Consider the following 25,460-nt stretch of genomic DNA (forward strand, 5'->3'; position numbering starts at 1 on the left):
TTATTTCCTCATTGTAATAACCGGAAGGGAATCTACCGCTGAATAAATTAAGGCCTCACCATCCCCCATATCAATAATATCTTTGCCTAAATCGATGACGTATCCGGTTTCCGATTCCGCCTTTATATCCGTGCTCTCAATTCCAATCCATTCATAGGATTCATCCGCACTATTGTAATATTCAACAAACTGGCGGTATATCACCCTTACATATGACAATGGCTCCATCTGGACTTCTTGCTTTCCTATGCTCAATACCATCTTTTCCAAAAACACATACGTATTTTCCCCATCATATAAAAATCCGCCGAATACTTTCGCCTTTTTCTTATCATTCTCCAAAGTAACAACGCCATCTTGTTCTTTCAGCGTTGTAAAATAATTCACTCTTTTTACACTCTGCCCCTGGGCAGGTGTCATTATGAGCATATTTTTAGGCAAAGTCATCTTTCTCGTTCCGGGATAGAGAATCGGTATGGAATCAACCACATTTTCTTCAGAACCTTCCCTTATACTGACCATCCCCTCTTTGTTTCTATAAGTAGCATCTTCTGAATATTCCACTTTAATGCCCGCTACATATTGAAATGTAGCTTCATCCGGCTTATAACTGCTCAAACCGTCCCCATACCATACAACAAGAAGAACTAATAATATAAGTAATATACCTGCAATTCCAATTTGAATCAGCATTCCTGCCGTAGGCTGTCTTCTGCGTCTCATTCTTTCATCCGCTCCTTATTTCTTCATCCCTTTTCTTCTTTCTGCGCTGTCCACAATAGAAAGAATACAATATCCTACATCATATACCGCATACAATACTAAGAAAACAGCAAGAAAGGCCAATGCTGCCGCAATTTTTATATCGAACAGAACCTCCCGCAAATACGACAGCAGCAGATTGGATACAAAAAGAACCGCCATGATTACTGTCCCGTTAAAGAGGCTGACTGCCGCATCCTTTATTTTACGCCGGGATAAGTTATAAATAAGTACCAATACTCCAAAAAAGGCAATGTGAACAATCTCAATCCTGCCTTTATTGAAAAGTAAGGAAACTACCAAAAACAATTTCAGCATACAAACCGCTAATACAAATGTATCAGACATATTCATGTCATATAAGAAACCAATAAGTTTCATGTTTGAACTTTCCCAGCTGAATCTGCGGCAATACACAAAACATAGTATTGTAAGTATTATAGTACTTACTGCCGTCACTATTATCATGGATTTCAGCAATATCATCTGCTCAACAATCGCTTCAATCATCACTATACCCTCATTTTATCTTTTGTTTTATTTAAGATCTTCTGCTTCAGGCTTTGCAGCCTCGGCAATGCGGTTTTCGATCAGTAAGGAGAATTTATTTTTTTTATGCATATAAAAACCATGAATCGACTTATAGTCAATCGTCTTATTATCAAAAACCAATTGAATAAACCCTGTGAGCTCACCTATTACCGGTATAAAGTCTTCCATGATCAATAAATTATGATGATTGCTTTTTACCCGAATCATTTTAATATTATCGTATTTTTCCACACCGGTCTCAGAATCCACAATTTCCGCACTAATCTTGTACTTTTTCTTTTCCCTGATTTTATCTTCCATTAAATTTACCTATATACAAAAAATTAATTTCATCGTAGTCATCATATTTTCCGGATAAAATATTTTCCACATCGTCGAGAATATCATCAATATCTACAAATTCACCCGCTATGCCCGTGTAATTCTCCGCAACGAACATTGGCTGAGTAAAATAATTTCTAAGTTTTCTCGTTCGATAAAATACGTTGGTATCCGATATGGAGAGTTCTTCAATACCCAAAACAGCAATGATTTCCTCCAGTTCCTGATAACGGGAATAATACCGCAGTGCCTCTTCCACTAATTGGTAATGCCGCTCACCAATTTTTTCAATATCTATCAATTTGCTTTGTGTACTGAATACATCGACTGCCGGATACAGGCCCTTTTCGGCCACTTTTCGGTCCAATACGATTTGACCGTCCAAATGTGTTGTAATTGTCTGAACTGCCTGATCCGTAATGTCATCTGCAGGAATATAAATAGCCTGAAACGAGGTAATAGAGCCTTTTTCCGTAGAATTGATCCGCTCCTCTACCTGACTGATCGCAGTATTGATATTGGCAGGATAACCATTTTCAATAGGAATGCGGCTAAGTTCTGCATTAATCTCACTCATCGCCTGCACATGACGATAAATATTGTCGATAAACAAAAGCACGTCTTGTTCTTTCTCATCCCTTAGATATTCCGCAAGCGTAAGTCCCGAGAAAATAGCTTTGGAACGGGCGGCTGAGTTTTCCCCCATCTGTCCGAACACAACTGCCATCTTATCGAGCAAATTGGCTTCCCTCATTTCATCATACAGCTCTTTCCCTTCACGCGAACGTTCTCCTACACCGACAAAAACAGAATTGGAGTTCAATCCTTTATAAACGTTGTTGATCAGCTCTTTGATCAATACTGTCTTTCCAACGCCGGCACCACCAAGAAGTCCCATTTTATATCCTTTTTGCATAGGTGCAAAAAAATCCAGCACCTTAATGCCTGTCCAAAGAATACCGCCCTTTAAGTTAATCTCCTCTAATGAGACATTTCTGCTGTAAACATTTTTTGTACTAATATTTTCTATCTTATTATCATCGATCAAATTTCCATAGGAATCGAATACTTTTCCAAGAATTTCATCACTATATTGTATCTCAAGTCCGCGAGGTGCTTTAAATACATCAATACCCTTTTTTAGTCCGACCACGCTTTGAAAAGGAATCGCAGAAACCACTTTACCATCTTCTTCGGCTACTTCAAATTCAATTCTCTTTCCATTATTTACCGCATATAAAATATCATGATATTTTACTTTCTCATCGTTAACCAATATCGATACATTTAATTCTGATATGGAGATAATCTTTCCCACAAATACATCACTCATTAAAGCGCCTCCTAATATTGTCTCAGCTTATTGTAATTATCCAGTACTTTTGCGAACTGTTTATCTTTTTCAGCTTTTCTCTCCCGCATCACCATCGCCTCTTCCCGTTCAGCAATACGGTGAAGAGATTCTGTTGTCACACTCTGCCGCGATATATTTTCTGCCGCATAGCTTGCTACCGTTGCTATTTCTAAGGAATATTTCGTATAGAGTACCATCAGATCCTCTAACAGCTTGTTCACATCGCCTTCAAATGTAAAGTCTTCCTTATAATGCTCAGATGCGCTTTCTTTCCTCATATTTTTTTCCAAAGGAAAGATTTGCTTTTGCTCAAATTGTACCTGCGATGAATTATAATAATGATTATAAATGATGTTGATCTTGGAATACTTAAGCCCCCTGATTCCGCTTTCAAGTATTTCCATTACTTTTGACTTATCATTATCGTACTCTTCCCTTGTTAAATGAAGAAGCAGTTTCTTTCTCACCGTCGGGCGAATTTTTCTCCCTATGACAACTTGTACTGCATCCTCTTCCTCATCATGGAGGACTCGGTTTACCAAGGAATTCAAATTATTACAAAAGCCCATATCGCTGCCGATATAGATATTCAGAATAGGATTGCTTTCCTTCGTGCGTAAAACCGCATAATCGAGCGCAATGTTTCTGTTATTTACGATATTATCGATCATGTCTGTCAATACGTTTTCAACAGCCGCGTACTTCTTTGCCTTATTCCTGGATTTTTCCACTCGTAAAAGCGAATGAACATTCATAACTTTTACTACGCTTTTTATACTCATAATTGGCTTCCCACAACTTCCATAAAGTGCTCTTTGATCTCTACCGGATTTCTCGGTGAGAATTTATATTGCAGCAATCTTTCCTGCAATGCTTGACCTTCTTTGAGGTTATGCTGCATTTCCTGACTCATTTCATCGACATTGACAAACTGATATACTTCTTTCGTTTCCAGATAACTCAAAAAATTACGTCTGACTACCGCACCTAATTTTTTCATCTCCGGTTCCTGCACGGCACCGCCCAAACGGGAAACGCTGAGTCCATAATCGATGGCTGGTTTTAAACCTTTCTCAAAGTTTTTCTTCGACAACACAAGCTGTCCATCCGTTATGGATATAATATTGGTAGAAATATAATCCGTAATATCGCCGCCCCTTGTTTCAACGATAGGCAAGATCGTAATGGAACCGCCGTCCTTATGCTGGCAGCCTTTCTCGAGAAGTCTGGAATGCGTATAAAAAATATCCGGCGGATATGCATCTCTTCCAGGCACTTTTCCCGCTAATAAACTAATTTCCCGATGAATATCCGCATGGGATTTCAGATCATCAATGACTACCAGAACATCATTGCCTTCTCTCATATATCCTTCTGCTATAGAAAGTCCCGCATAAGGCGTGAAGAAAGAAACCGGCGGTTCATCATCATTAAAAGCCGCAAGAATTAACGTATATTCCATTGCCCCTTTTTTCATAAGACTATCGTACAGCTCTCTTATATTCTTTTTCGTTTTATTGATTGCTATGTAAATACAAATTACGTTATGGTCTTTCTGATTAATAATTGTGTCCATAGCTATCTGGGTCTTTCCTGTCTTTTTATCCCCGATAATCAGCTGCCTCTGTCCATATCCTATCGGATAAATCATGTCAATGCCTGAGATTCCTGTGTAAAACGGGCGTTTCACTTCTCCTCTTTCCATAATAGGAATTGCCGGAGTCTCTATCATGTATGGAATCAAGTTCTCAAATTTTTCACCTATCAGACGGTCTTCTCCAAAAATATCAACAATATGCCCCATTGCTGATTTCGAATACATAGCGCAAAAGTCCAGATCAGTCGTTACCACTTCGTCGCCTACATAGATGACATTCGTTCTTTGCAGCATAGCTATCATAACAGAGTTTTTTCCAATAGAAGTTACATATCCTACCGAATGATTGGCAATGACCACACGTTCATAGAATCCTACGGATTCCAATCCCACAACTTCCAGGATATAGTCTTTCACCTTTGACACATAACCTACTTCATATACATTATTCATGGTTTTCATATTCTTTAATTTTGTATTGACCAGATTTTCAATAAATGTACTCATTTCTTCTCCTCGATTCGTAGACACTGTAATCATATAGCCTGTTTTGATAAACAATTCTGATACCTTCACATACATTGCTGTCAAATTGACATATCACATTGTCCGCTATATAAGAATAATCTTCATCCTTTTCCCCTAAATAAGCCATTAGTATGGGGCTTTCTTTCGTTATGACCTCATTGATCCAGTTCAGAAATCCTAATAGATTAAACTCCTTTGCTTCACGCAAAGGTTCCAGATATTCTTTCAGCAACTTTTTTTCTTCTCGTTTCAATTCCTCATCCAGTAATTTCAGCTGTGTTTCTTCCGGGAGGCTGCTCAAGTCATAAACAGCTTCAAAATTAAGAGTTTGCAGAATGCTTTTTGCTGCATTATATCTTTTTTTATCGCCTGCATAAGGAAATTTATCCAGAATCGTGCGAATAATCTCTTCTTTATCTATAATGAGCAGATTCTTTACTAATTTATAATCTTCAAAAAATACGTTATCAATATATCTGGCCGTAGGAATAAAAATATCTCTTTCAACCGGACGCGGCCGGTAAAATCTTGAAGTTCCCAAAGAGTTATGATCCATTTGAAGCATTCTTATTTCCTGCTTCAGCTCTTCTTTGCTAAACTCCAGATTCTGTATCTCGTCTATCTTTTTTTGAAAATCATCATCATATTCGCTTAATTTTGATAAAAAATAAGCGTTCACTTTCTTTGTCGCATTTTCAATAACGAGCCTCAAGGATATGATGATAAAATAAATCATGACACCCATTACCAAAAATATAGAGATAAAAACCGCAGTCATCTTTATGCCTCCACCGCTTTTTCTTACACTGCCAAGGGATTAAAAAACAATAATACAAGTACAAATGCAAATAATAAAAGTAATAATAATGTCTGCACAATTGCCACAAACATAACGGATTGTATGACATCGCTTTTGGTTTCCGGATTTCTGCCAATAGCTTCAGCTACTTTTGAACCAAGTATTCCCATACCAATTCCCGTCCCCAAAAAAGCAAGACCCAATATCCATCCTATCGCCTGTAAAGTTGCCGCTAAAATTGATTCCATAACTTCCTCCATTCTGAATAATATCTTTTTATTGTACTAACCCATTTGTTTCATTCAAATATGCTTCCATTGACTTCCCGTTATATTTTGCATTTGCAAATTTTAACCATACTTTTGAACCATCGGCAGTTCCGTCCACTTGGAAAGTAACGGTCGACTGATAACCTGCAGAGGTGACTGCTTTTTTAATATTGACCGAATCACTTGCAGCCTTGTCCGTGCTTGAATATTTGTCACAATAGATCAAAAGCTGTAATCCCTCTTCCAATTGATATGTCTTGTTCAAATAAACGGTGTAGGTTACCGATATTTCGCTTTTATTCTTACTGCTGTTATAGATAGTACTGATTTTATTCAATTCCATTGTTGCAAGTTCTCCGCTGGTCATCACTTTTACGATATCCTGAATAACATCCTTCAGCTGTGCCGGACTGTCTGAGGTTTCTTTTATATAAGCACGATATCCCATTTCTACCTGATAGGAAGTACCGGGATCCAATCCCATCACAGTATACGAATTACTGGTTTTATCTAAATGCACCGTTTCTTTTAACGTTCCGCTTTTGATATCCTTTATATTTAAAAAGACATCCACCAGATCATTTGTAACATCGCTCACCATATAATCAACATCAATAGTAGCGATACCGGCAGTCACTTTATTAAGGCTAATCCACTTGGTTGCAGAAACAGCAGCATCACTTCCGATTCCGCCGTCGCCGCCCATACCTCCGTCGCCTCCCATGCCGCCGTTGCCGCCGATTCCGCCTACGCCTCCGGTTCCGCCCATACCGCCTGTACCGCCATTACCGCCAATACCTCCGACACCGCCCATACCGCCATTGCCGCCGGTACCTCCGGTTCCGCCATCGCCGCCAATGCCTCCGGCACCACCATCGCCTCCGATTCCGCCATCGCCTCCGCTTCCGCCGGCTCCTCCGCTTCCGCCTACAATAGTAATGACATCCGGATTATTTGCTGCAAGAAGCGCATCGCTCTCTTCGACTAAACCTTCCTCATATATCAAAGCTCTTCCGGTATATAGATTACTGCTTCCAATTATATTTTTCAGATTTACTACCTGCTTATCATATACCATATATTCGCTTGCAATATCGAAGTATAGCCCCGCACTCTCTAACATAATAGGTTGAATCATATTTACATAATAATTATCATTCATAAGCAGTGCTGTACCTGATTTATGAATATTTACCGCTATGTAATCTTCTGTGCCAAAACTATTATCCGTAGAAACAATGTTTTGTCCTGTCATAACATACATTCTGTCGCGCAGTTTGTATAAAGCTGCATTATGTAAATTCTCTACTTCGGTAATTTCGGAAGTATTATCAACTCTTCCGTCTTCATGAATCTGGTAGGCGCTTCCATAAATAGTTAAACTCCCTTTATCCTTATCAAAAATTAACGTATTCTTTCCAAGGCAATAGACCGCTTTATCCTGATTCATTTTGAGATAATACTTTTCATCCCACTTTTTGGAAAGCTTCGCATCCGATATCATTTCCACATATTCGTTATCTTCCGTATAAACAATGCTGTTTTGACCAATCTCATAATCAGAATCACTTTGTTTAAGAACAACATAAACTACAACGGAAAAAGCGATTAATGCCACTGCTATTAATGCTCCGAATATATTAAATGTCATGGTATTTTGTTTATTAATATTCCTCATAGTATTCCTTCCTCACTATAAGTAAGAGTTGCAGTTCGGCCTTCGGCTGAACTGTTACAGGTAAGCACTTATTCCGCTGGAGCAGTATTGCTGTTTGTATCCGAAGCATTATTGGTTCCGTTTGTCTGGGGGCTCGTATTGTCGGCTGTCCCTGTCTGAACCGTATTGCTGCCTGTTGTCTGGCCCGTTGTCTGACCTGTTGTCTGGCCTGTTGTCTGGCCTGTTGTCTGGCCTGTTTCTGCACTATTTCCAGCCTCCGGCGCCGGCGCACTTTCGGCGCCGTTTTCTTCTATGAGAGACGGATCTGTTGTACTTTTATTATTCTGAGATGCCTCCGAGTTAAACAGAGAAAAATTTCCTGTTCCCGATACTTTAACTGTAATGACATCATTTCCCAGCATTTCGCCGGAACCTGTCTGATATTGGACCTGTATTTCATAAGTTCCTGCAGGTATATCGCTCTGGGAACCCCAATTTAAAACCATTTCATATGTTGTCTGGGAACCATCATACCCTGTATCCGTCGTGTTATAAAGCTTCACTCCGTCTTTATAAGCAGTTACCAGAATCTTTCTGACACCGGAAAAGTTTTTCAGATTAGACAATGTTAATGTCAGTTCTTTCGCTGTTCCCGCTGCTCCCAAAGTTGCAGAAGCTCCGCCGGAAGTAGTAATCGTCATTTTCTTTTCAACGAGCTCATAGGTTGATGATGTTGCATTGTTCAAAACATCCGCATTTGCTTTCACGGAAACAGTATATAAAGATTCTTGGCTTAAATCTGAAAATACCACTGTCTGTACTTTTTTATCGCTCTGTTTTGTCACTGTCATAGTCTCAATCGGCGAACCTGTTGTTGTATTCCCCTTATAAATTTCTACCACATACATGTTGTCAACAGCACTGAACTGCGAATCCGTACAGACGATATTCGCGGTAACTTTTGCAGTATCCTCTCCTGTAGTCTCCTGGCTTAACTGGATATAAAAATCAGGGATATCTAATTTAGCAGGTGTTGTAAATATAACTTCCTTAGTTCCCACTATTGAATTTTGCAGCTTGTCAAAGACTTCAACTTTAAGCTTATATTCCGTTCCCAGTTTTAATATATTGCCGCTTGCACTAGGATTCATCAAAATCGTCATTTTATTATTCTCTTCTATTTTCTGAGAATAATATGACTTATCCCCTGACCCAAGAGGTGCAAGGTCCGTCGGACCATATACGACATTGCCATTGCTGTCTATGATAGAATATTTTACTATCATTCCTGTACCTTCATCTCCGGGAATCGCAAATCCGAAGGATGCCCGTTTATCGCTATACGAATTATAAATATAGTCCGGTCCATTGGTATTTATCGTAATCTGATTTTTAGTTTTAATCTCATAAGCATAAGGGCTGGTTTCTCCGTCAAGGGAATACAGATCCTTCCTGTTGCCTGCGGTATCATAAGCAAACATGATAATACGATATTCCGTATTAGCTTTAAGTCCCCTGACACGAAGCGGCAGTGTTATTTTTCCATCCTTTGGAATGACTGGAATGGTGTTGTCCTTATAGTTGCCTTGGCTATAATAATCTGCTGCATCCGTATACCTGTCACTGTCATCCGTTATATAATAGTATATCGTTTCACTGTCGCGCACTTCATTATCTACGGCTACCTTCAAATTCTTATAGCTGCCATCCGACTGCCGCTCCATAATCTGAGCATAAAGCTTACTGTCGTTTGTCGCACCTGTTCCCAGCACTTCAAAGTTAAGAAGTACACTCATAACGCCTTGGCTGGAATTGATTAATTTTACCGCCGGAAGAATATCTCCCAAATTAACATGATAGGATGTATCATTGCCTCCAAAGTTAAGTGCCCCGGACAATGCCAGTTTCTCTGCCGTATAGTAGGACGCATTTACCGCCGCCTTTTCCTTCATACCGCTTTGGTCGCACTCAATGCTTACCGTCTTACTTTGTAAATAATTTCCAGACAGCAGCACCAGGGGAATCCCTGCGTATCTTTGAGACAACTCGTTTTCCGTAAAACCATTGCCTTGTACCGCTCCCGGTACAAAAAGAGATTTGTTCAATTGAGAACTTCCGTCTTCCCTTTTCGCCGTATCAACGAAAATATTATTCGAAAAATAGATATATTTAGGTTTACCGGTTTGGTCATAGCTCTTTAACGCATAAAGGGTTTCATCCACAAGTTCCTTTTTTGAGTCTCCAATCGCCTGTGTAGAGGCATAACCGGACATACCTGTTTCAAATGTGCTGTAATATCCCTGTACAATAACGTCCACCGCGGAAATGTCCGCATTCTCCTTCATTGCTTTAAGCGGCGAGGTGTCCATATACGCATAACCGTACGGATATTGAGTCCCTCCCTGCGTATCCTGCATCGTTCCCTGCTGGATATCGAGATATACGGGGTCATACACCACTCTCTCCTTTTCGTTATTACTTGCATCTTTTCCTATAAATGTGACACGTAAGGCCGCATATTTATAAATATCGCTGCCGCGAAGGGTCAAACGATACAGATATCCCCCCTGATTAATCAGCGCCATCTCATGACCGTCCGGCGTTCTGTTTTCACTTGCAACGCTTTCATCCGCCACTTTTCCCCGGGCCTCAATATTAGAAGGAGCCGTGTCTACAGATGCAATAAACTGAACCGGTGCAGAAATAATCTCTTGCTCTGTCGTTTCACTTGTCAGCAGTTTATAGGGAACTGTAACCGTATAATAATATCCGTTTGTAAGAGTCTTTAACTGCAGTTGTGTAAAGTCAGTAAGATAATTTGCTAATTCTGCTTCAACAGTAGCTATTGATGTTGCTGCAGCCCCAATAGACGCATAGCTCTTTAGCTTCAACTGAGCTTTCGTACCGCCTGCATCCAAGGTTATCGCTTTGTCGGGATCTTCCATCTTGTACTTCCATGTCATCGAAGTTTTATCGCTTGTCCATGGATAGCGTTGTACTTTCGGTGTCTGTTTTACTACCGATACCACTTTGGAACGGTAATAAGGTACTGGTTCACCTGCATTATATGTACAGTAAGGATAAATATCGGGATTGCCATCATCATCACAATCATAGCCAAATACAGGATCTTTCGATGCCTTCACCTGATAAGCAACATAATATCTTCCGCCTCTTGTTATTACCTGATTTGCAGGATTACCTGTTTTATTTTCCCATGTAAGGTCGTTATTAGCTTCTGCCAGATCACTAAAATAGAGTGTGATCGGCTCTGCTTTTCCGTTCCCCACGTTACCCTGTAAATTCTTCAGGGTAAGTTCACAGACTAATTCTCCAAGGCCTACCGTTCCGCCATCTGTAATGGAAGCCGGATCCGTTCCTCCCGGATAAATATTTTTGCTGGTGCCGGTACCGCTTCCGTCCGGTGAAACTTCATTATCCTTGAGTTTATATATTTGGTATGTAATTTCCAACGCATCCGCATAAGGATAGTTCGCCTGAAGCAGCAATCCTACCGGTGTATCTTCTCTCAGGTTCGCATCCTTATGCTCCGCATCCGCATCCTTATTCAAGATGACGGAAGAACTTACCTGACTTGTTGGATCGGCTGCCTGAATATGCTTTTTCTTAATTTTGAATTCCATTAAATTTTCTTTATCTGTAAATGGAATGACATTTTGATGAGGATTCGTATAGTCAGTTGCTGTTACAACCCGAATAATAAATGTTCCGCCGCCAAAGAATACGGAATCATTATCATCCAATCCGAAAGATGCCGGAGAGATCAAAAGCTTATTTTCTCCGGTTTTAGGATTAGCTGTAGTTAGACCGTTTGTACCGTCCGCAGTCACCACACCGCGGTCAACCCATCCCCCGCTGAAGAAGATACTTCCATGCGTATCTGCATCACTATCTTTGATGATATATGGATTCCCGATTACTTTTTCAACTCCATCATCCGTCCTGTGCACCAACTCCAGTTTCAGAGTCTCCATCGTTTTGGTTTCATACTTATAAAAATCTGTTGGAATACTTCCTGACGCGCTTGAAGTAAAGTTTATAAGTTTTTTAAACGCAGTCGTTGCATCCGAAACAGTTGTGAAAACCGCACTCAGTCCGTATGTGTCCGTTGTTTCGGCTCTGATGCCCACCAGATAAGTAAACTTCTCCGCGTCGCTTATCGAGCTGTTATTATCCGTATCTACAGGACCGCTCACCGATAGCGCATAAGCAGTTTTCGCTCTGAGCCCTGTCTGCTTAAAATAATAATAAACTGCCTTTCCCGGGTTTGTCTCAGGTGCATTTACCGTATTTACCAGCTTTATACTATAAACATCTTCATACTCACTCGATATGGTAAGTACAAGAGGATATGTATCTGAAATATATTGAGTCAGCATATTTCCTGCATCGACCACTCTTACATATCCGTCTATTGTCTCATGAAAGCCTCCGGTCTCCGGTGTCTTATTTACCTGGATAATTTCCACTGCTGGAAACGTTGCATCGGACAAGCCGGCTCCTGTGGAAAACAGTGTAGAATATTCTACTTCCTTCTCATTATCATCAAAAATGATAACTACTCTGGCCACATAATTTTCCTTGTCATCTGTTGGAAGATTGAACGTCTGTACCTTTAAGGTAGAGGATTCTAAAGTATATGCCGGTGTCAGGTTAGTCAGTGAATTACTGTCAATTGCCGCCGTAACATCGGAAGCTTTATATAGTTCATAGCGATATCCTTGAATTCCATTATCCTTGTCTGTCAGCGCATCCAGCGTGACTGTAAGCGTACGGAATTTATCATTTGCAGTTAAGGTTGGGGCCATTGCAGAAATTAATACCTTATTATTCTCATCACTGCCCGCCTTATAGGGTTTCTTCTTTAATGTTTTAACTTTAATCTCAGTTCCGTCTGTTGCAATAACCGCACCGCTGCCGGCTGTTGTCACATTAGTAAGCGCAGCATAATATGCAGTATTGCTTTCTATTACGAAATTCCTGATTCTATTGCTGTCGCTTGGAGTATTTTCGTTAAATAATAAGTCGGATTTGCTGCTTGATAATGCCGGATATTTCGCCAGTTCTACTTTATTTCCATCATTATCATACCGATAAAGCAGTACATCATAATTTCCAATAGATGTAGATGTCATTATTGTTCTTAAAGTCAGAGAAGCATCTGTTACGCTTTGTTTCTCAAGCGTTAATCCCAATGCATCCGTTTTAAACACTTTTGTAAACAGATTAGCCTCTTTTCCTTCTAAATCAGACTCTTCTGATACGTACTTGCCGGAAACAATCAATATATATTCTTTATCCGACGAAAGCGTATTCATATTTATTTGAAAGCTGCCATTCTGCTCTAAACTGGTTCCCCAGCCATTATTTGGCGGCGATACTTCCTGCATCGTTGCTCTATCATAAATCTTTACTTCAGTGGAACCTTGTAACAGAGAGTTATCCGAATCGGACATATTGAGCTTCATTTGCACACCGCCCGGAGTAATGTCAAAGCTACTGCTATCCATAGTTACAATAGGGCGTGACAGCACTTCTACTCCGACAATTCCAGATAAATCTTCCTTTCTTTTTCCATCTTTTCCATCGACTCCATTCGCACCGTCATATCCCATAACGCCGCTGTCGCCTTCGAGTCCGTCCAAACCATCTGCGCCGTTTATACCATTGCTTCCTTGCGCTCCTGCTGCACCTTCTGCTCCTTCACTTCCTTCTTCTCCTGCTTCTCCTGCTTCTCCTACTTCTCCCTCTTCACCTTCTTCGCCTTCTTCGCCTTCTGCTCCCTCTGTTCCGGCGGCGCCATCCTTGCCGTTTACGACATTAAATGTAGGTATTTTCAACACAGGAGAATCGGCATTCTCATCCAGTTCGATATAACTGTCATCATCAATTGACATAGAATCCAAGGACACCGCAGGCTCTCCGTTTATATAGAAACTTTTTCCAACTAAATTAAGCTCAGCGCCATTCTGGGTACTGAGAAAAGTGTCTGCCGAAACCGTTTGATAAGTACCTTGCTGGTGCACGATTCGAACGATTCCGTTATCTACATATTTAATTTGGGCATAGCCAGGTAATGTGATTTCAGTAGATTCACTTAAGCGCAATGTTACCTCAGGAGAAGTGATCATATAATCTGTGTCTGAGATTTTCCATATGAATTCCGACAGGCTCATCGATTCGCCTCTGCTGCTCATCTCATATGAGTTGCCGTTTTTTACAAGAATTGTATTTTTTGTAAGACTGTAATATCCAAACTGGCCTTCCTTTATATCGCTCAGGCTCATAATTACGCCTTTGGTAAACGAACCTAACGATCCGTCGGCATAGTGCAAAAATTGTTCGGCATCGAGAGCAACATCCGTCCCCGTTTTATCTTTAAACAGGACTTTTTCTCCATATCTTTCTTTATATTTTGCTCCTTGGCTGAAATAATACTGTTCATTCACTTCCATTGTTACATTAACTTGCTCGGAAGGTTTTAATATGAAACCATCTGCCGGAAACTCTTTTGTATTTTTCCGGTAATTAACAGTGCTTAATGAAATAAGCCCGGTAGCTAATAACAATACAGCTACCACGATAATCAAGATGCCTCTTTTTACTTTCATTCAGTTATCTCCCCCGCCCTTTGCGTTCTTTTGTATGGACTTTCTTTCGTATATTACATATCTATTATTTTTGTCATTTCACACTAATATTCGACTTTTTGCAACAATATTCCTGTTATTTTGCCTAATATGCCTATGATATTATATAATATAATTAAAATTTGTACAAGAAAAAATTAAAATTTCTATTTAATTCTTATTTAATATGTCTTCGAGTTATCTGTACCAAATAATAAATTATTTGATATTCCTATCTCTTTCTAATAAAGTACTCATATCAAACGGAAGTAGTTGACACCGAATCGGTGTTTACGATGGCATCAATACGATTATGTTTTACATGTTCAAATATTCTATAATCTGCTTCGTAACTAAATAACAAGACTTTTGCTGCAAGTAATGATTACAACAAAAGTCTTGTTATTTTTTATTAATAAATTAATATTGGTACCATGAGAATAAAATGGACCGGGGTTTTTTATGCTATAAAAATGCTATTTGGGCTCTAAATATAAGCATACTCTCTAACAGCCATAGTTTTAGAAATTGTTACGAAATCTCCATAAAGCAAAAAATTTTAACTCCTGCTTTTATTTCATAACTCTTTCTATGCAACCAGCTTCATTACTTCTTTCATAGCTCGAATAAAAATTCTATTCTCTTCCATCGTGCCGACTGACACTCTGCAAAGCATAGGAGTATTAATTATGATGCCGCGGTTCATTATTTCTGTTTTTACCATCAATGGATCTATATGAGGATCAAACATAATAAAATTCGTTTGAGAATGATATACGGTACATCCCATTGCCTCTAATTCCTGCTCCAAATAAATCATTCCCTCTACTACTTTTTCTTTTGCTCTTTTATAATATTCCCGGTCTTTTAATGCACTGATTGCGCCTGCCTGCCCCGCTTTACTTACTATTGTGTTCGGACATTTTGCCATTGCCTGTATAATTTCCTTATTAGCCAGTGCATAACCAACTCTGACACCTGCCATTCCATAGTACTTGGAGAATGTCTTTAACACAACAATCGGTTTCTCCGGCATTTCATTGATAAGCGGATACATACTGCAGCAATCTTTTGCGGTGGCAAACTCAAGGTATGCTTCATCCATTAGAATAACAATATTATCAGGAACCTTTTTAATAAATTCGATTAACTTTTGCCTTCCAACGTAAGTTCCTGTTGGATTATTTGGGTTACAAATAATAATCATTTTTGTTTTGTCTGTAATTGCTTTATACAAACCGTCTAAGTCATAGGTTTTATCTTCCTTCAACTCAACAATTACCGGTATTGCCTGACGAATGCCTGCCATATCCAAAAATGCTGCAAATGTAGGGCACATCAAGACTTCATCTCCAGGATTTAAAAATGCTGTGCCTGTTACTTCTATCAAGGAGCTTGATCCTGATCCTGTTAATACATTTTCAATTTCAAGATCATAAAATTTAGCGATTTCTTGTTTAAGACCTATCGCCATGAAATCACCATAGAAATTAGCCTTTGTATTTGCAATTTCCATCGATTCCATAACTTTAGGAGACATTCCAAAAGGATGTTCATTAAATCCCATGCGGATAAGTCTCGAAATATCCGTACCCGGTGCCAGTCTGCTGGCCCTTTTGCTTTCTTCTTTTTTTAGCACTGCTTCACTTAATAATTTTTCTAGATTCATTCATATTACCTCTCTTTTCTCATTATAATTTACGATACGTCCCAGCCTGCTCATTTCATAAATATACATTATAGTAACAACTATCAAAGAACAGCCATCTGAAAATGCATTGGCATATAACACTCCTTTTAAGCCAAAGAATCTTGGAAGAATGTATAGTGCCGGAATAAGAAAAACTCCATTTCTGGAAAAAGACACCAATGTTGCGATTTGCGGCTTTCCTATTGCCGAAAAGTACATACTGACCAACATCTGGAACCCACCAAACAAAGCAAAAATCTTACATATTCTCATGGCCATGGCCCCGTATTTAATAAGCGCTTCATCACCGTTACTAAAAAGATTCACAACAAATTCAGGAACAATCATCATGAAAACCCAAATTAAAAATGCGATGGAAAATGCCATTGCCTGTGCTGTCAGTGATGCTTTTTTCACCCTGCCATATTTTTGTGCTCCATAGTTATAGCTGATGATTGGTGACACTGCCTGATTTACACCTGCTGTTGCAGATACAATAAAATTATCTACTGTATTAACAATTGCTACTGCTGAAATACATAATTCTCCACCGCCAATCAAAGAAAATACCGGATCTAAATCTCCGTAATGCTGCAATGCTTTGTTAAGCATAATATTGGTGACGAAAGAAAGCATCTGAAAAATAGATGGGGCAATTCCCATTTTAGCAATATATAGCATTTGTTTAAAATCTACTACTTTGAAACCTTCCCAACGTAAATTGCTTTTGCCTCCAAAGAAATATAAGATACTAAATGCTGCTCCTATGAACTGGCTTATAACCGTAGCAACTGCTGAACCTTCAATCCCCATCTTAAATACAATTAAAAACAGTGCATTGAAAGCAACATTACAGACCGCTCCAATCATATTGACAAACATGGAATATTTAGCATTTCCTTCAGTTCTTATTATTGCTGCCAGCCCTTGATTGAGCATATTAAATACCTGCCCAAATGTTACTATTTTTAAATATGTAACCGCGTAATCATAGACTTCTGTTCCTTCTTTTGCTCCGCATAGACTTACAAACGGCTTTGCAAACACGAAAAAGAGGGAAGAAACAATAAGTGACATACCAATTGACTGTATTACAATATTAGTAAATAATTTATTTGCTTTTTCATAATCATTTCTTCCCATTGTCAAGGAAAGAATGGATGCGCCTCCCACTGTTATAAACAGGGAGAGCGCAATGATGACATTATTAAATGGCGCTAATACTGAAATACCTCCTAACGCATTTCTACCGACATAATTTCCAACGAAAATTTGGTCTACTGTGCGATACAAATACGTTGTCATGGTTCCAAGAAGTCCTGGGATTGCCATTGATAAAAGCATAGGAAATATAGGGGCAGTTCCCATTCTTTTTGTACTCTCATTAACCTCCATAGGATTCATCGCCTCAACTTATTACACTGGTAGGAGTACCTTGCAGCCAATTTTGTAAATTCAAAGTTGCAACTCTAACGGTTCGATACGTTGCTTCTTCCGGCGCCCACGCAATATGTGGTGTAATAACTGCATTTTTACAATACATTAACGCACATCTTTCACTGATTGGTTCATTTGCTACCACATCAAGTCCTGCTGCATAAATCTTGCCTGAATTTAATGCTTCAACCAGATCTGCCTCATTAATTAAATCTCCTCTTGCAGTATTGACGAGTATGACTCCATCTTTCATTTTCGAAATGGATTCTTTATTAATCATCTGCTTTGTTTCATCCGTCAATGGACAATGCAGGGAAATCACATCACTTCTTTCAAGAAGTTCTTCCATAGAAACCTGTTCTACAAAGTCATATTCTGCACCAGTCTTTTTACTTCTGTTATGGGAAATGACCTTCATACCAAATCCGGCAGCCATTCTTGCTGTCCATATTCCAATACTGCCAAGTCCAATAATTCCAATCGTTTTTTCATATAATTCAATCTGCTTTGTCTTTACTCTTACGTTGGAACCCCTGGCTACAGTAATATGATTATCCATGGCTTCTTTGTAATGCTGATCCTGAAGTCTGACATTGTGGCAGATATCAAGAAGCAATGCCATTGCAAACTGGGCAATTGTTACATCTCCGTATATGGTATTTGTAATGATAACCCCATACTTTCTTGCGGCTGCCTTATCAAATCTTCCGTATCCATGTGCATAGGTAGCTATATATTTGAGTTTTGGATATTTTTTAAAAAATTCTTCATTATAATAATCATCTTTAATATAGGTTCCGACCAAAGCATCTGCGTCTTTTACTATTTCATCCATTTTCTCGTAATTAAATCCACCGCGAAATATAATTTCATTTTCTTTTTTTAAAGGTTTTAATTGTTCATTCCAATAATTCAACAATGCCTCTCTCGACGGAGAACCTCCTATAGGCTCTCCCTGACATATTACGATTTTCATAATGTACCTCCTCGAATGCTGTTTGACCCATATATTTAATCTTAACTGTAAATTCTATAATTTACTGTTGCTTATACACCGTAGTTTATATCATTAATCAATTTTTTCTTCAATTCCCTGCATTGCATCATATCCCGTTTCTCCGGTACGTACTTTCATGGCATCCCTGACATCATAGATGAAAATCTTACCATCTCCGATATGCCCTGTATAAAGAACCTTCCTTGCTGTGGCCACAACGCGCTCTACCGGTACTTTTGCAACTACAATTTCAACACGAACTTTTGGCAAAAGCTGCACATCTACCGGTACGCCTCTGTAATACTCCGTTGCACCTTTTTGTATACCACATCCAAGGACTTGTGTAACTGTCATGCCTGTAACCCCGATCTGATTCATCGCTGTTTTTAGCTCTTCAAATTTGGATTGCTTCGTAATAATATCCACCTTGGTTAATACCGAACCTGCACCGCCATAATTTATTTCTGCATGTTTCTTAATCGGTATCGCTACATCCACAGGGATATCATTTACAACCGGCAGGACACCCAGTACCTGATCAATTTCTTCTACAAGGCTGTCAACCGGAACAGTCGGTAAGAAGTCCGCATAAGCGTTGGATAAACCATGCTCACTTGTATCAAGACCTTCAATTTCTTCTCTTCTGCTTACTCTGAGACCTATGGTTTTATCAATTGCCTTAAATGTCAAAAATGCCATCAATGCTACCCATATCGCGATACTGGTCACTCCTAAGAATTGAACTCCTAATAAGTGAAAACCACCGCCGTAAAATAATCCATTCTCTCTTGCAAATAAACCTACCATAATTGTTCCGAGGGCACCGCATGCACCATGTACCCCTATCGCACCTACAGGATCGTCAATTTTGAACTTATTATCCACCATCTCAATAACCAAAACGACTACAATTCCTGCACAAGCACCTATGACAGCCGCTCCGGCCTGTGATACCACGTCACATCCTGCTGTAATTGCTACAAGACCTGCAAGTGCACCGTTTAACGTCATTGATACATCTGGTTTTTTATATCGATAAAAGGTAAAAAGCATTGTAACGATTACAGACATTGATGCCGACAAATTGGTATTCATAAAAATTAAACCCGGTGTAGTCATGTCATTTCCAATTCCCAGAGCAGAACATCCATTAAATCCAAACCAGCTAAACCACAAAATGAATACACCCAATGCACCTAACGTAATACTATGTCCCGGAATTGCTTTCGATTTTCCATCCTCTGTGTATTTGCCGATTCTGGCGCCAAGCATTACTGCTCCTACTATAGCGGTCACGCCACCAAGCATATGTATGATACTTGAGCCTGCGAAATCGTGAAAACCTAAGCCCGAAAGCCATCCGCCTCCCCTGACCCAGTGTCCGGCCACAGGATAGATTACCAAAGAAATAACCACACTATAAATACAATATGCAGAAAATTTCGTTCTCTCTGCCATCGCTCCTGAAACAATAGTTGATGCGGTAATACAAAATACTGTTTGAAATATTACAAATGTCCATTTTGATATTCCGTCGGATAAAAATGGGGTATAGTCACCTAAAATGAAAAAATCAATTTTTCCAAATATGCTATTTCCAGAACCAAACATGACCCCAAATCCCAGAAACCAAAAAACAACTGATCCAATACACAGATTCAATATATTCTTCATAATAATATTTCCGGAATTTTTAGCCCGTGTAAATCCGGTTTCTACCATTGTAAAACCAGCTTGCATAAAGAAAACCAAAGCCGTACCAAGCAAAACCCATATTGTATTAATTGCCGACATACGCATTCCCTCTTTTCTTTACATTATTTACTGCTGACAGCAGCCTCTCCATTGCCTCTTCTAAAACATTCTTCGGGCAGGCAAGATTGATTCTCTCAAATCCTCTTCCGCCTTCTCCAAATAAATATCCTTCATCAAAAAATATTTCCGCTTCGAGTTTCATGAATTTTTCTAATTCTTTCGTTTCCATACCGAGAAAGCGAAAATCCATCCACTGTAAATAAGTACCCTGCAATTCGTAAACTTTTACTTCAGGAATATTTATTTTCATGAAATTTTCCACATAGTCCTTATTATCCCGAATTAATATAAGTAATTGAGCTAACCACTCTTCGCACTTTGTATACGCTATTTCACATGCTTTCATCCCCATAATATTAAGTAATGAAAATCCCAATTTCTGTCTGAGCATTTCTCTTTTCGTGAAGTCTGAAATAAAAATATTTGACACCTGCATACCTGCCAGATTAAAAGTTTTGCTCGGTGCAGTGCAAATAGCACAATTATCTATATATTTTTTTTCAAATCTCCCCATGGATATATGTTGATATTCAGGCATGATTAAATCAAAATGAATTTCATCATCCAGAATAAAAACGTCATTCTCCAGACAAATATCCGCTATTTTCATTAATTCTTCTTCGGTCCAGACTCTTCCGACAGGATTGTGGGGACTGCATAAAATCAATAATTTTACGTCCGGTTGTTTTATCTTGTTTTCAAAATCTTCAAAATCAATCTCGTATTTATCATCGTTCGGTATTAGTTCTGTTGATACAACCCGCCTTCCATTTTTTTCAATTACCATTTTAAAAGGATAATAAACAGGAGTCATAATCATAACGCCATCTCCTGGATCAGTATACAACGGAACCATCAAATCAAGTGCCGGTACCACGCCTGCTGTTTCAACGCACCACTCTTTTCTCGGGCGGAATCCATGCTTTTTTTCCATCCAATTCAATACACTTTGATAGTAGGCATCGTATGTTTCTGTATAACCCAAAACTGTTTCATCTAAAAATTTTTTTAAACCTTCTATTATTTCAGGAGGATTTCTTAATTCCATATCAGCTACAGAGAAAGGAACAATATCGGCAGAAACATCGGGATTCATTTGCTGCATAAGATTCCATTTTATTGATCCTGCATTTTTTCGATTAATTACTGTTTCAAAATCATATATCATCGTTTTCTCCTTCCAGATTAATCACGTATCCTGCTTTCAGGCAGTTTCTTCGTTACTGTTCACTCCGTTCTCAGTAACGCATGATTTCTGCATTTAAATTCGCTCCGCGAAGCAGAAATCATCTCTTGCATCACGTTCTTACGCAGCTTAACAGCAAGCGTTAAGCTACTGTGTGAACAGTAACGTTTCCTCCTCTTTGTTATCAGGATTAGTAATACGTTGCAGAAACTGCTGTGTTCTGGCTTCTTTTGGATTGACCAGTATTTCTGACGGAGGTCCTTCTTCTACTACAACTCCTCCTTCCATGAATATGACTCTTGATGCAACTTCTCTTGCAAAAGATATTTCATGGGTAACAACAATCATTGTAATACCTGTCTTTGCCACTACTTTGATTGTTTTTAATACTTCACCAACTAATTCCGGATCAAGTGCGGACGTTGGTTCATCAAATAATATTACATCCGGATCCAGAATCAGAGCCCTTGCAATTCCTGCTCTTTGCTGCTGACCGCCTGATAACTGGGATGGATAAAAGTCGCATCTTTCAGAAAGCCCTACCTTTTCCAGAATTTTTCTACTGTTTACCTCCGCGTCCGCTTTTTTATATTTTTTAACAGTAACCAGGCCTTCCATAACATTTTGTAAAATAGTTTTATTTTGAAATAAATTATAATTTTGGAAAACCATTGCCGTTTTTCTTCTAAGTTCAATTACCTGGGATTTGGTATGTTTTTTACATTTTACTTTAAAATCATGAACAGATACGCTTCCGTCATCTGCTGAATCCAAGAAGTTAATTGTTCTTAGAAGTGTGGTTTTTCCCGAGCCGCTTGGACCAAGAATTACGACTACCTCTCCCTTTTTAATCTTCATATCAACCCCTTTTAAAATGTGATTTTCGCCAAAAGATTTGTGAATGTTTTTCAGTTCGACCATGCTTTCCATACTATTAATCCTCCTTATATCACATTTTGCTTTATACTGTCATACCTGCTCGAAATCGTTTCAACCTATTTTCACTATAGCGGAATAATTTGTTAATGATAAAACTAATTACCTCGTACACTATCGTTGTCATAATATAAGATTCAATAAAATTAAGGGCTGGCATTGCTAATAAGTTTGCTGTTGCTGTTATTTCATATACACCTACATAATAAGCAAGTGAAGTTCCTTTTACTAAACCTAAGAATAATCCGCCTAAATTGGGAATGGCAATCGCAAAAGCCTGCGGAAAAATAATTCGTACCAATGCTTGCGTTTTTGTCATTCCCACACTATAAGCTGCTTCCATTTGTCCTTCATCTACAGCTGATAGTGCGGATCGAAAAATTTCCGATGAATATGCTGCCTGATCAAGTAATAGTGCGGAAATTGCATATATTACCGGAGGTACAGCATTTACATCAATTTCAACTCCTATGCTCAATCCATAGTTATATATCAAAATGGGTAATGCATAGTAAGCAATATATAACAGGATAACCATTGGCACCCCTCTCATGAAGGATACAAATACGGCACATACCTGTGCAACAATAGCTATATTCGCCTTTCGGATTAATGCAATACCCAGTCCAAGTATCCATCCAATGATTGCTGATGAAAAAGCCATTAGGAGCGTAATCGGAATTGCTTTTATAATTGCCGGTGTTGATTCCAATATAAATCCAAGATTTATCACATTACCACCTCCTAACTAGTTGCTTGTTTTCTTCCTTTTGTATAAACTTTTTCAACCGCTTTACTTATGTATTCCATTAAAATACAAATAATCCAAAACACGATTCCTGTTGCAATGTATACTTCCAAGCGATTTGTTCCGTAGCTTGCAGAGCTTATTGCCCTTGCCTTACCCAGAAGATCAATAACTCCTACAGTAAATGCCAGCGACGTTTCTTTAAATAACATAATTATGTTATTTCCTAATGTCGGAATTGCAATTCCAACTGCCTGGGGTAAAATAATTCTTCGAAATGCAGTAAATCCTTTCATTCCAACACTGTATGCCGCTTCTCTTTGTCCCTTATCAACCGCTAAGTAAGAGGCTCGCATCATTTCTGCCATATTTGCTGAAGATCCCAAAGATAAACATGCAATAATATATTTTGTTTTAGTGATTGCTGATAAATCAATTCCGATTCCAACCATGAGCTGCGGTAAACCCAGATACAGCAAGAAAATCAGAACTAAAGTCGGTATTCCCCGCATAAAAGATATATATCCATTGGATATGATTCTCACCATTTTGTTTTTACCAAGTGCTCCCATCGTAACCAATGCACCTAACAGCAATCCGAACAAAAGAGAAAAAATTAAGATTTCTGCCGTCACAGGAAGAGCCTTCAGTATTTTAGGTATATAGCTTGGAACCGTACTTAAATCGTATGTGTTTTCCAATTCAACTCACTCCTTTTTTATGAATGCACCAGTTCTTCATGAACTGGTGCGTTATATTTGGGCGAAACATAAAGCTCTTATCTTACTCCTTATTCGGCAACAATTGTCACTATATCCGCATATTTTGAAAATACATCTTCTTTAAACCACTTATTGGAAATTTCTGAAAGCGTGCCATCTTCCAGCATCTCTTTTAAAGCAGAATCTACTGCCGCACACAATTCCGGCTGATTCTTTCCAAACATCATATAAGTGTCTTCACACATAACAACATCTGTTAAAACTAAGTTATCAATTCCAAGTTCCTTCACGACACTGTCATAAGTTGCCTGATAAGTTAATGATGCATCTACCTGCCCATTGGATACTTTCTTATATCCATCTGCGGTCGTCTGGTCGCTTACTGCATTAATTACAACTTCTTTTCCCGGATGTGCTGTATTATACGCTAACAACATCTGATATTCATAAGCACTTGGATTCTGATCCAGTGTTTTGCCTGCCATATCTGCCATAGATGTAATACCACTGTCATTTTTAACACATAAACTCATAGGAGATAAGCAATAATACTGTTCCGGAAATAGATATTTTTCTTTTCTTGCATCGCTCTTAACTAACTGATGTGAAATCATATCAATCGCTCCGGAATCAATCGAAACAATTAAAGTAGAAAAATCCATGGCCTCAATATCAAATTCATACTGTTCAAGTCTCTTATCCAATTCTGCCAACACATCCAAGTCATAACCAACGGAATCTCCATTTTCATCCAGATAGCAAAACGGAGCCGCTCCATTACCAGTTCCTACTTTTACCTTTGTAACTGCTGTGCTGTCAGAAGCAGTATCAGTTGCTGATGCATTTTCATTTGTTGAAGCTGCCTCCTTTGTTGGAGTTGCCTCATCAGACGAAGCAGTTTTACTACCTGAACAACCCGTCATGCCAATAATCATCGTGGCTACCATTAGTAAACAACATGCTTTTTTTAATACCTTTTCTTTTTTCATAATGACCTCCATCTGTGCGTTTGCCGCACTCACAATCCGGTAGATGCAAAAAGCTAACTTTTACAAATTCCTACCCCGCTTTCATCAGTTACATCTCTAGATATATAGCTCCTTATTTCTTTGCACTGCCAATACAAAAAAGCGTTTGCTGCCTGAATCAGGTAGTAAACGCCTTCGTTCATAAGGTTTTATTTATCTAACATAGATAAATCAAATTTAAAGTTATCTATGCGAGTATTATACATTGTATAATTTTTATGTCAATGGTTTTTTCTATTTTTAGTAATTAATTCTATTAAAAGCGAATTTTAAACTTGTTTTATATACAAAATATTTACTTCAATTTTCTGATAATTCCAATAAATTTATACAAGTATAATTTTTACAGTTACATAATATGCCTTTTGCTCTCTCGCTGTCCTTTTCATATCACTTATTCTATGATATACTT

At 38.6% G+C, this 25,460-nt stretch carries 19 protein-coding genes; all 19 read right to left on the bottom strand.

Annotation, left to right across the window (positions count from 1 at the left end; translation table 11 throughout):
* The 19 genes from CC90_RS0114155 to CC90_RS0114245 all read right to left on the bottom strand — a co-directional run bounded on the left by CC90_RS0114155 (position 1) and on the right by CC90_RS0114245 (position 25,009).
* The gene (locus CC90_RS0114155) at positions 1 to 723 is read right to left on the bottom strand and encodes a hypothetical protein (protein WP_031391421.1); all 723 of its coding nucleotides are present in this window, start codon (positions 721 to 723) and stop codon (positions 1 to 3) included.
* Between the two features lie 15 nt (positions 724 to 738).
* Positions 739 to 1,272, bottom strand: a complete 534-nt coding sequence (locus CC90_RS0114160) for a hypothetical protein (protein ID WP_031391422.1) — start codon at positions 1,270 to 1,272, stop codon at positions 739 to 741.
* 27 nt (positions 1,273 to 1,299) lie between these two features.
* On the bottom strand, positions 1,300 to 1,614 hold the full coding sequence (locus tag CC90_RS0114165; protein ID WP_031391423.1) for a hypothetical protein: 315 nt from the start codon (positions 1,612 to 1,614) through the stop codon (positions 1,300 to 1,302).
* Entirely contained in the window at positions 1,604 to 2,968 is a 1,365-nt protein-coding gene (locus CC90_RS0114170; protein ID WP_031391424.1) for an ATP synthase beta subunit C-terminal domain-containing protein, read from the bottom strand. Before CC90_RS0114170 ends, CC90_RS0114165 begins: the two co-directional genes overlap by 11 nt.
* An 11-nt stretch (positions 2,969 to 2,979) precedes the next feature.
* Complete coding sequence (locus CC90_RS0114175; RefSeq protein WP_031391425.1) at positions 2,980 to 3,771, bottom strand: F0F1 ATP synthase subunit gamma; 792 nt, start codon at positions 3,769 to 3,771, stop codon at positions 2,980 to 2,982.
* A complete protein-coding gene (locus CC90_RS0114180) occupies positions 3,768 to 5,093 on the bottom strand; it encodes a hypothetical protein (protein WP_051869614.1) in 1,326 nt (441 codons plus the stop codon). Before CC90_RS0114180 ends, CC90_RS0114175 begins: the two co-directional genes overlap by 4 nt.
* The gene (locus tag CC90_RS0114185; protein ID WP_031391427.1) at positions 5,077 to 5,892 is read right to left on the bottom strand and encodes a hypothetical protein; all 816 of its coding nucleotides are present in this window, start codon (positions 5,890 to 5,892) and stop codon (positions 5,077 to 5,079) included. The genes CC90_RS0114180 and CC90_RS0114185 overlap by 17 nt, the downstream gene beginning before the upstream one ends.
* A gap of 23 nt (positions 5,893 to 5,915) precedes the next feature.
* Positions 5,916 to 6,161 (bottom strand): ATP synthase F0 subunit C, encoded by a 246-nt coding sequence (locus CC90_RS22455; RefSeq protein ID WP_051869616.1) that lies wholly within the window; start codon positions 6,159 to 6,161, stop codon positions 5,916 to 5,918.
* Between the two features lie 28 nt (positions 6,162 to 6,189).
* On the bottom strand, positions 6,190 to 7,860 hold the full coding sequence (locus CC90_RS24425) for a hypothetical protein (protein ID WP_051869617.1): 1,671 nt from the start codon (positions 7,858 to 7,860) through the stop codon (positions 6,190 to 6,192).
* Between the two features lie 68 nt (positions 7,861 to 7,928).
* Entirely contained in the window at positions 7,929 to 14,471 is a 6,543-nt protein-coding gene (locus CC90_RS0114200; RefSeq protein ID WP_031391428.1) for an Ig-like domain repeat protein, read from the bottom strand.
* Between the two features lie 607 nt (positions 14,472 to 15,078).
* On the bottom strand, positions 15,079 to 16,158 hold the full coding sequence (locus tag CC90_RS0114205; RefSeq protein WP_051869618.1) for a pyridoxal phosphate-dependent aminotransferase: 1,080 nt from the start codon (positions 16,156 to 16,158) through the stop codon (positions 15,079 to 15,081).
* Positions 16,159 to 17,574 (bottom strand): MATE family efflux transporter, encoded by a 1,416-nt coding sequence (locus CC90_RS0114210; protein ID WP_031391430.1) that lies wholly within the window; start codon positions 17,572 to 17,574, stop codon positions 16,159 to 16,161.
* Positions 17,575 to 17,587: 13 nt separating this feature from the next.
* Complete coding sequence (locus CC90_RS0114215) at positions 17,588 to 18,592, bottom strand: 2-hydroxyacid dehydrogenase (RefSeq protein WP_035315722.1); 1,005 nt, start codon at positions 18,590 to 18,592, stop codon at positions 17,588 to 17,590.
* 93 nt (positions 18,593 to 18,685) lie between these two features.
* Positions 18,686 to 20,413, bottom strand: a complete 1,728-nt coding sequence (locus CC90_RS0114220) for an ammonium transporter (RefSeq protein ID WP_031391432.1) — start codon at positions 20,411 to 20,413, stop codon at positions 18,686 to 18,688.
* Positions 20,394 to 21,596: a MalY/PatB family protein gene (locus CC90_RS0114225; RefSeq protein ID WP_031391433.1), complete on the bottom strand. Its 1,203-nt coding sequence runs from the start codon at positions 21,594 to 21,596 to the stop codon at positions 20,394 to 20,396. Before CC90_RS0114225 ends, CC90_RS0114220 begins: the two co-directional genes overlap by 20 nt.
* A gap of 165 nt (positions 21,597 to 21,761) precedes the next feature.
* Positions 21,762 to 22,535 (bottom strand): amino acid ABC transporter ATP-binding protein, encoded by a 774-nt coding sequence (locus tag CC90_RS0114230; RefSeq protein ID WP_031391434.1) that lies wholly within the window; start codon positions 22,533 to 22,535, stop codon positions 21,762 to 21,764.
* Positions 22,536 to 22,575: 40 nt separating this feature from the next.
* A complete protein-coding gene (locus CC90_RS0114235; RefSeq protein WP_031391435.1) occupies positions 22,576 to 23,283 on the bottom strand; it encodes an amino acid ABC transporter permease in 708 nt (235 codons plus the stop codon).
* 11 nt (positions 23,284 to 23,294) lie between these two features.
* On the bottom strand, positions 23,295 to 23,999 hold the full coding sequence (locus CC90_RS0114240; protein ID WP_035315723.1) for an amino acid ABC transporter permease: 705 nt from the start codon (positions 23,997 to 23,999) through the stop codon (positions 23,295 to 23,297).
* An 89-nt stretch (positions 24,000 to 24,088) separates the two neighbouring features.
* Positions 24,089 to 25,009, bottom strand: a complete 921-nt coding sequence (locus CC90_RS0114245; RefSeq protein WP_031391437.1) for a transporter substrate-binding domain-containing protein — start codon at positions 25,007 to 25,009, stop codon at positions 24,089 to 24,091.
* Positions 25,010 to 25,460: the final 451 nt, after the last annotated feature.

The sequence above is a fragment of the Kineothrix alysoides genome (genome assembly GCF_000732725.1).
GTDB classification, from domain to species: domain Bacteria; phylum Bacillota; class Clostridia; order Lachnospirales; family Lachnospiraceae; genus Kineothrix; species Kineothrix alysoides.

Excerpts from the sequence above, each read along its gene's own strand:
- CC90_RS0114155 (WP_031391421.1), bottom strand. The coding sequence starts at position 723 with ATGAGACGCAGAAGACAGCCTACGGCAGGAATGCTGATTCAAATTGGA.
- CC90_RS0114160 (WP_031391422.1), bottom strand. The coding sequence starts at position 1,272 with ATGATTGAAGCGATTGTTGAGCAGATGATATTGCTGAAATCCATGATA.
- CC90_RS0114165 (WP_031391423.1), bottom strand. The coding sequence starts at position 1,614 with ATGGAAGATAAAATCAGGGAAAAGAAAAAGTACAAGATTAGTGCGGAA.
- CC90_RS0114170 (WP_031391424.1), bottom strand. The coding sequence starts at position 2,968 with ATGAGTGATGTATTTGTGGGAAAGATTATCTCCATATCAGAATTAAAT.
- CC90_RS0114175 (WP_031391425.1), bottom strand. The coding sequence starts at position 3,771 with ATGAGTATAAAAAGCGTAGTAAAAGTTATGAATGTTCATTCGCTTTTA.
- CC90_RS0114180 (WP_051869614.1), bottom strand. The coding sequence starts at position 5,093 with ATGAGTACATTTATTGAAAATCTGGTCAATACAAAATTAAAGAATATG.
- CC90_RS0114185 (WP_031391427.1), bottom strand. The coding sequence starts at position 5,892 with ATGACTGCGGTTTTTATCTCTATATTTTTGGTAATGGGTGTCATGATT.
- CC90_RS22455 (WP_051869616.1), bottom strand. The coding sequence starts at position 6,161 with ATGGAATCAATTTTAGCGGCAACTTTACAGGCGATAGGATGGATATTG.
- CC90_RS24425 (WP_051869617.1), bottom strand. The coding sequence starts at position 7,860 with ATGAGGAATATTAATAAACAAAATACCATGACATTTAATATATTCGGA.
- CC90_RS0114200 (WP_031391428.1), bottom strand. The coding sequence starts at position 14,471 with ATGAAAGTAAAAAGAGGCATCTTGATTATCGTGGTAGCTGTATTGTTA.
- CC90_RS0114205 (WP_051869618.1), bottom strand. The coding sequence starts at position 16,158 with ATGAATCTAGAAAAATTATTAAGTGAAGCAGTGCTAAAAAAAGAAGAA.
- CC90_RS0114210 (WP_031391430.1), bottom strand. The coding sequence starts at position 17,574 with ATGGAGGTTAATGAGAGTACAAAAAGAATGGGAACTGCCCCTATATTT.
- CC90_RS0114215 (WP_035315722.1), bottom strand. The coding sequence starts at position 18,592 with ATGAAAATCGTAATATGTCAGGGAGAGCCTATAGGAGGTTCTCCGTCG.
- CC90_RS0114220 (WP_031391432.1), bottom strand. The coding sequence starts at position 20,413 with ATGCGTATGTCGGCAATTAATACAATATGGGTTTTGCTTGGTACGGCT.
- CC90_RS0114225 (WP_031391433.1), bottom strand. The coding sequence starts at position 21,596 with ATGATATATGATTTTGAAACAGTAATTAATCGAAAAAATGCAGGATCA.
- CC90_RS0114230 (WP_031391434.1), bottom strand. The coding sequence starts at position 22,535 with ATGGTCGAACTGAAAAACATTCACAAATCTTTTGGCGAAAATCACATT.
- CC90_RS0114245 (WP_031391437.1), bottom strand. The coding sequence starts at position 25,009 with ATGAAAAAAGAAAAGGTATTAAAAAAAGCATGTTGTTTACTAATGGTA.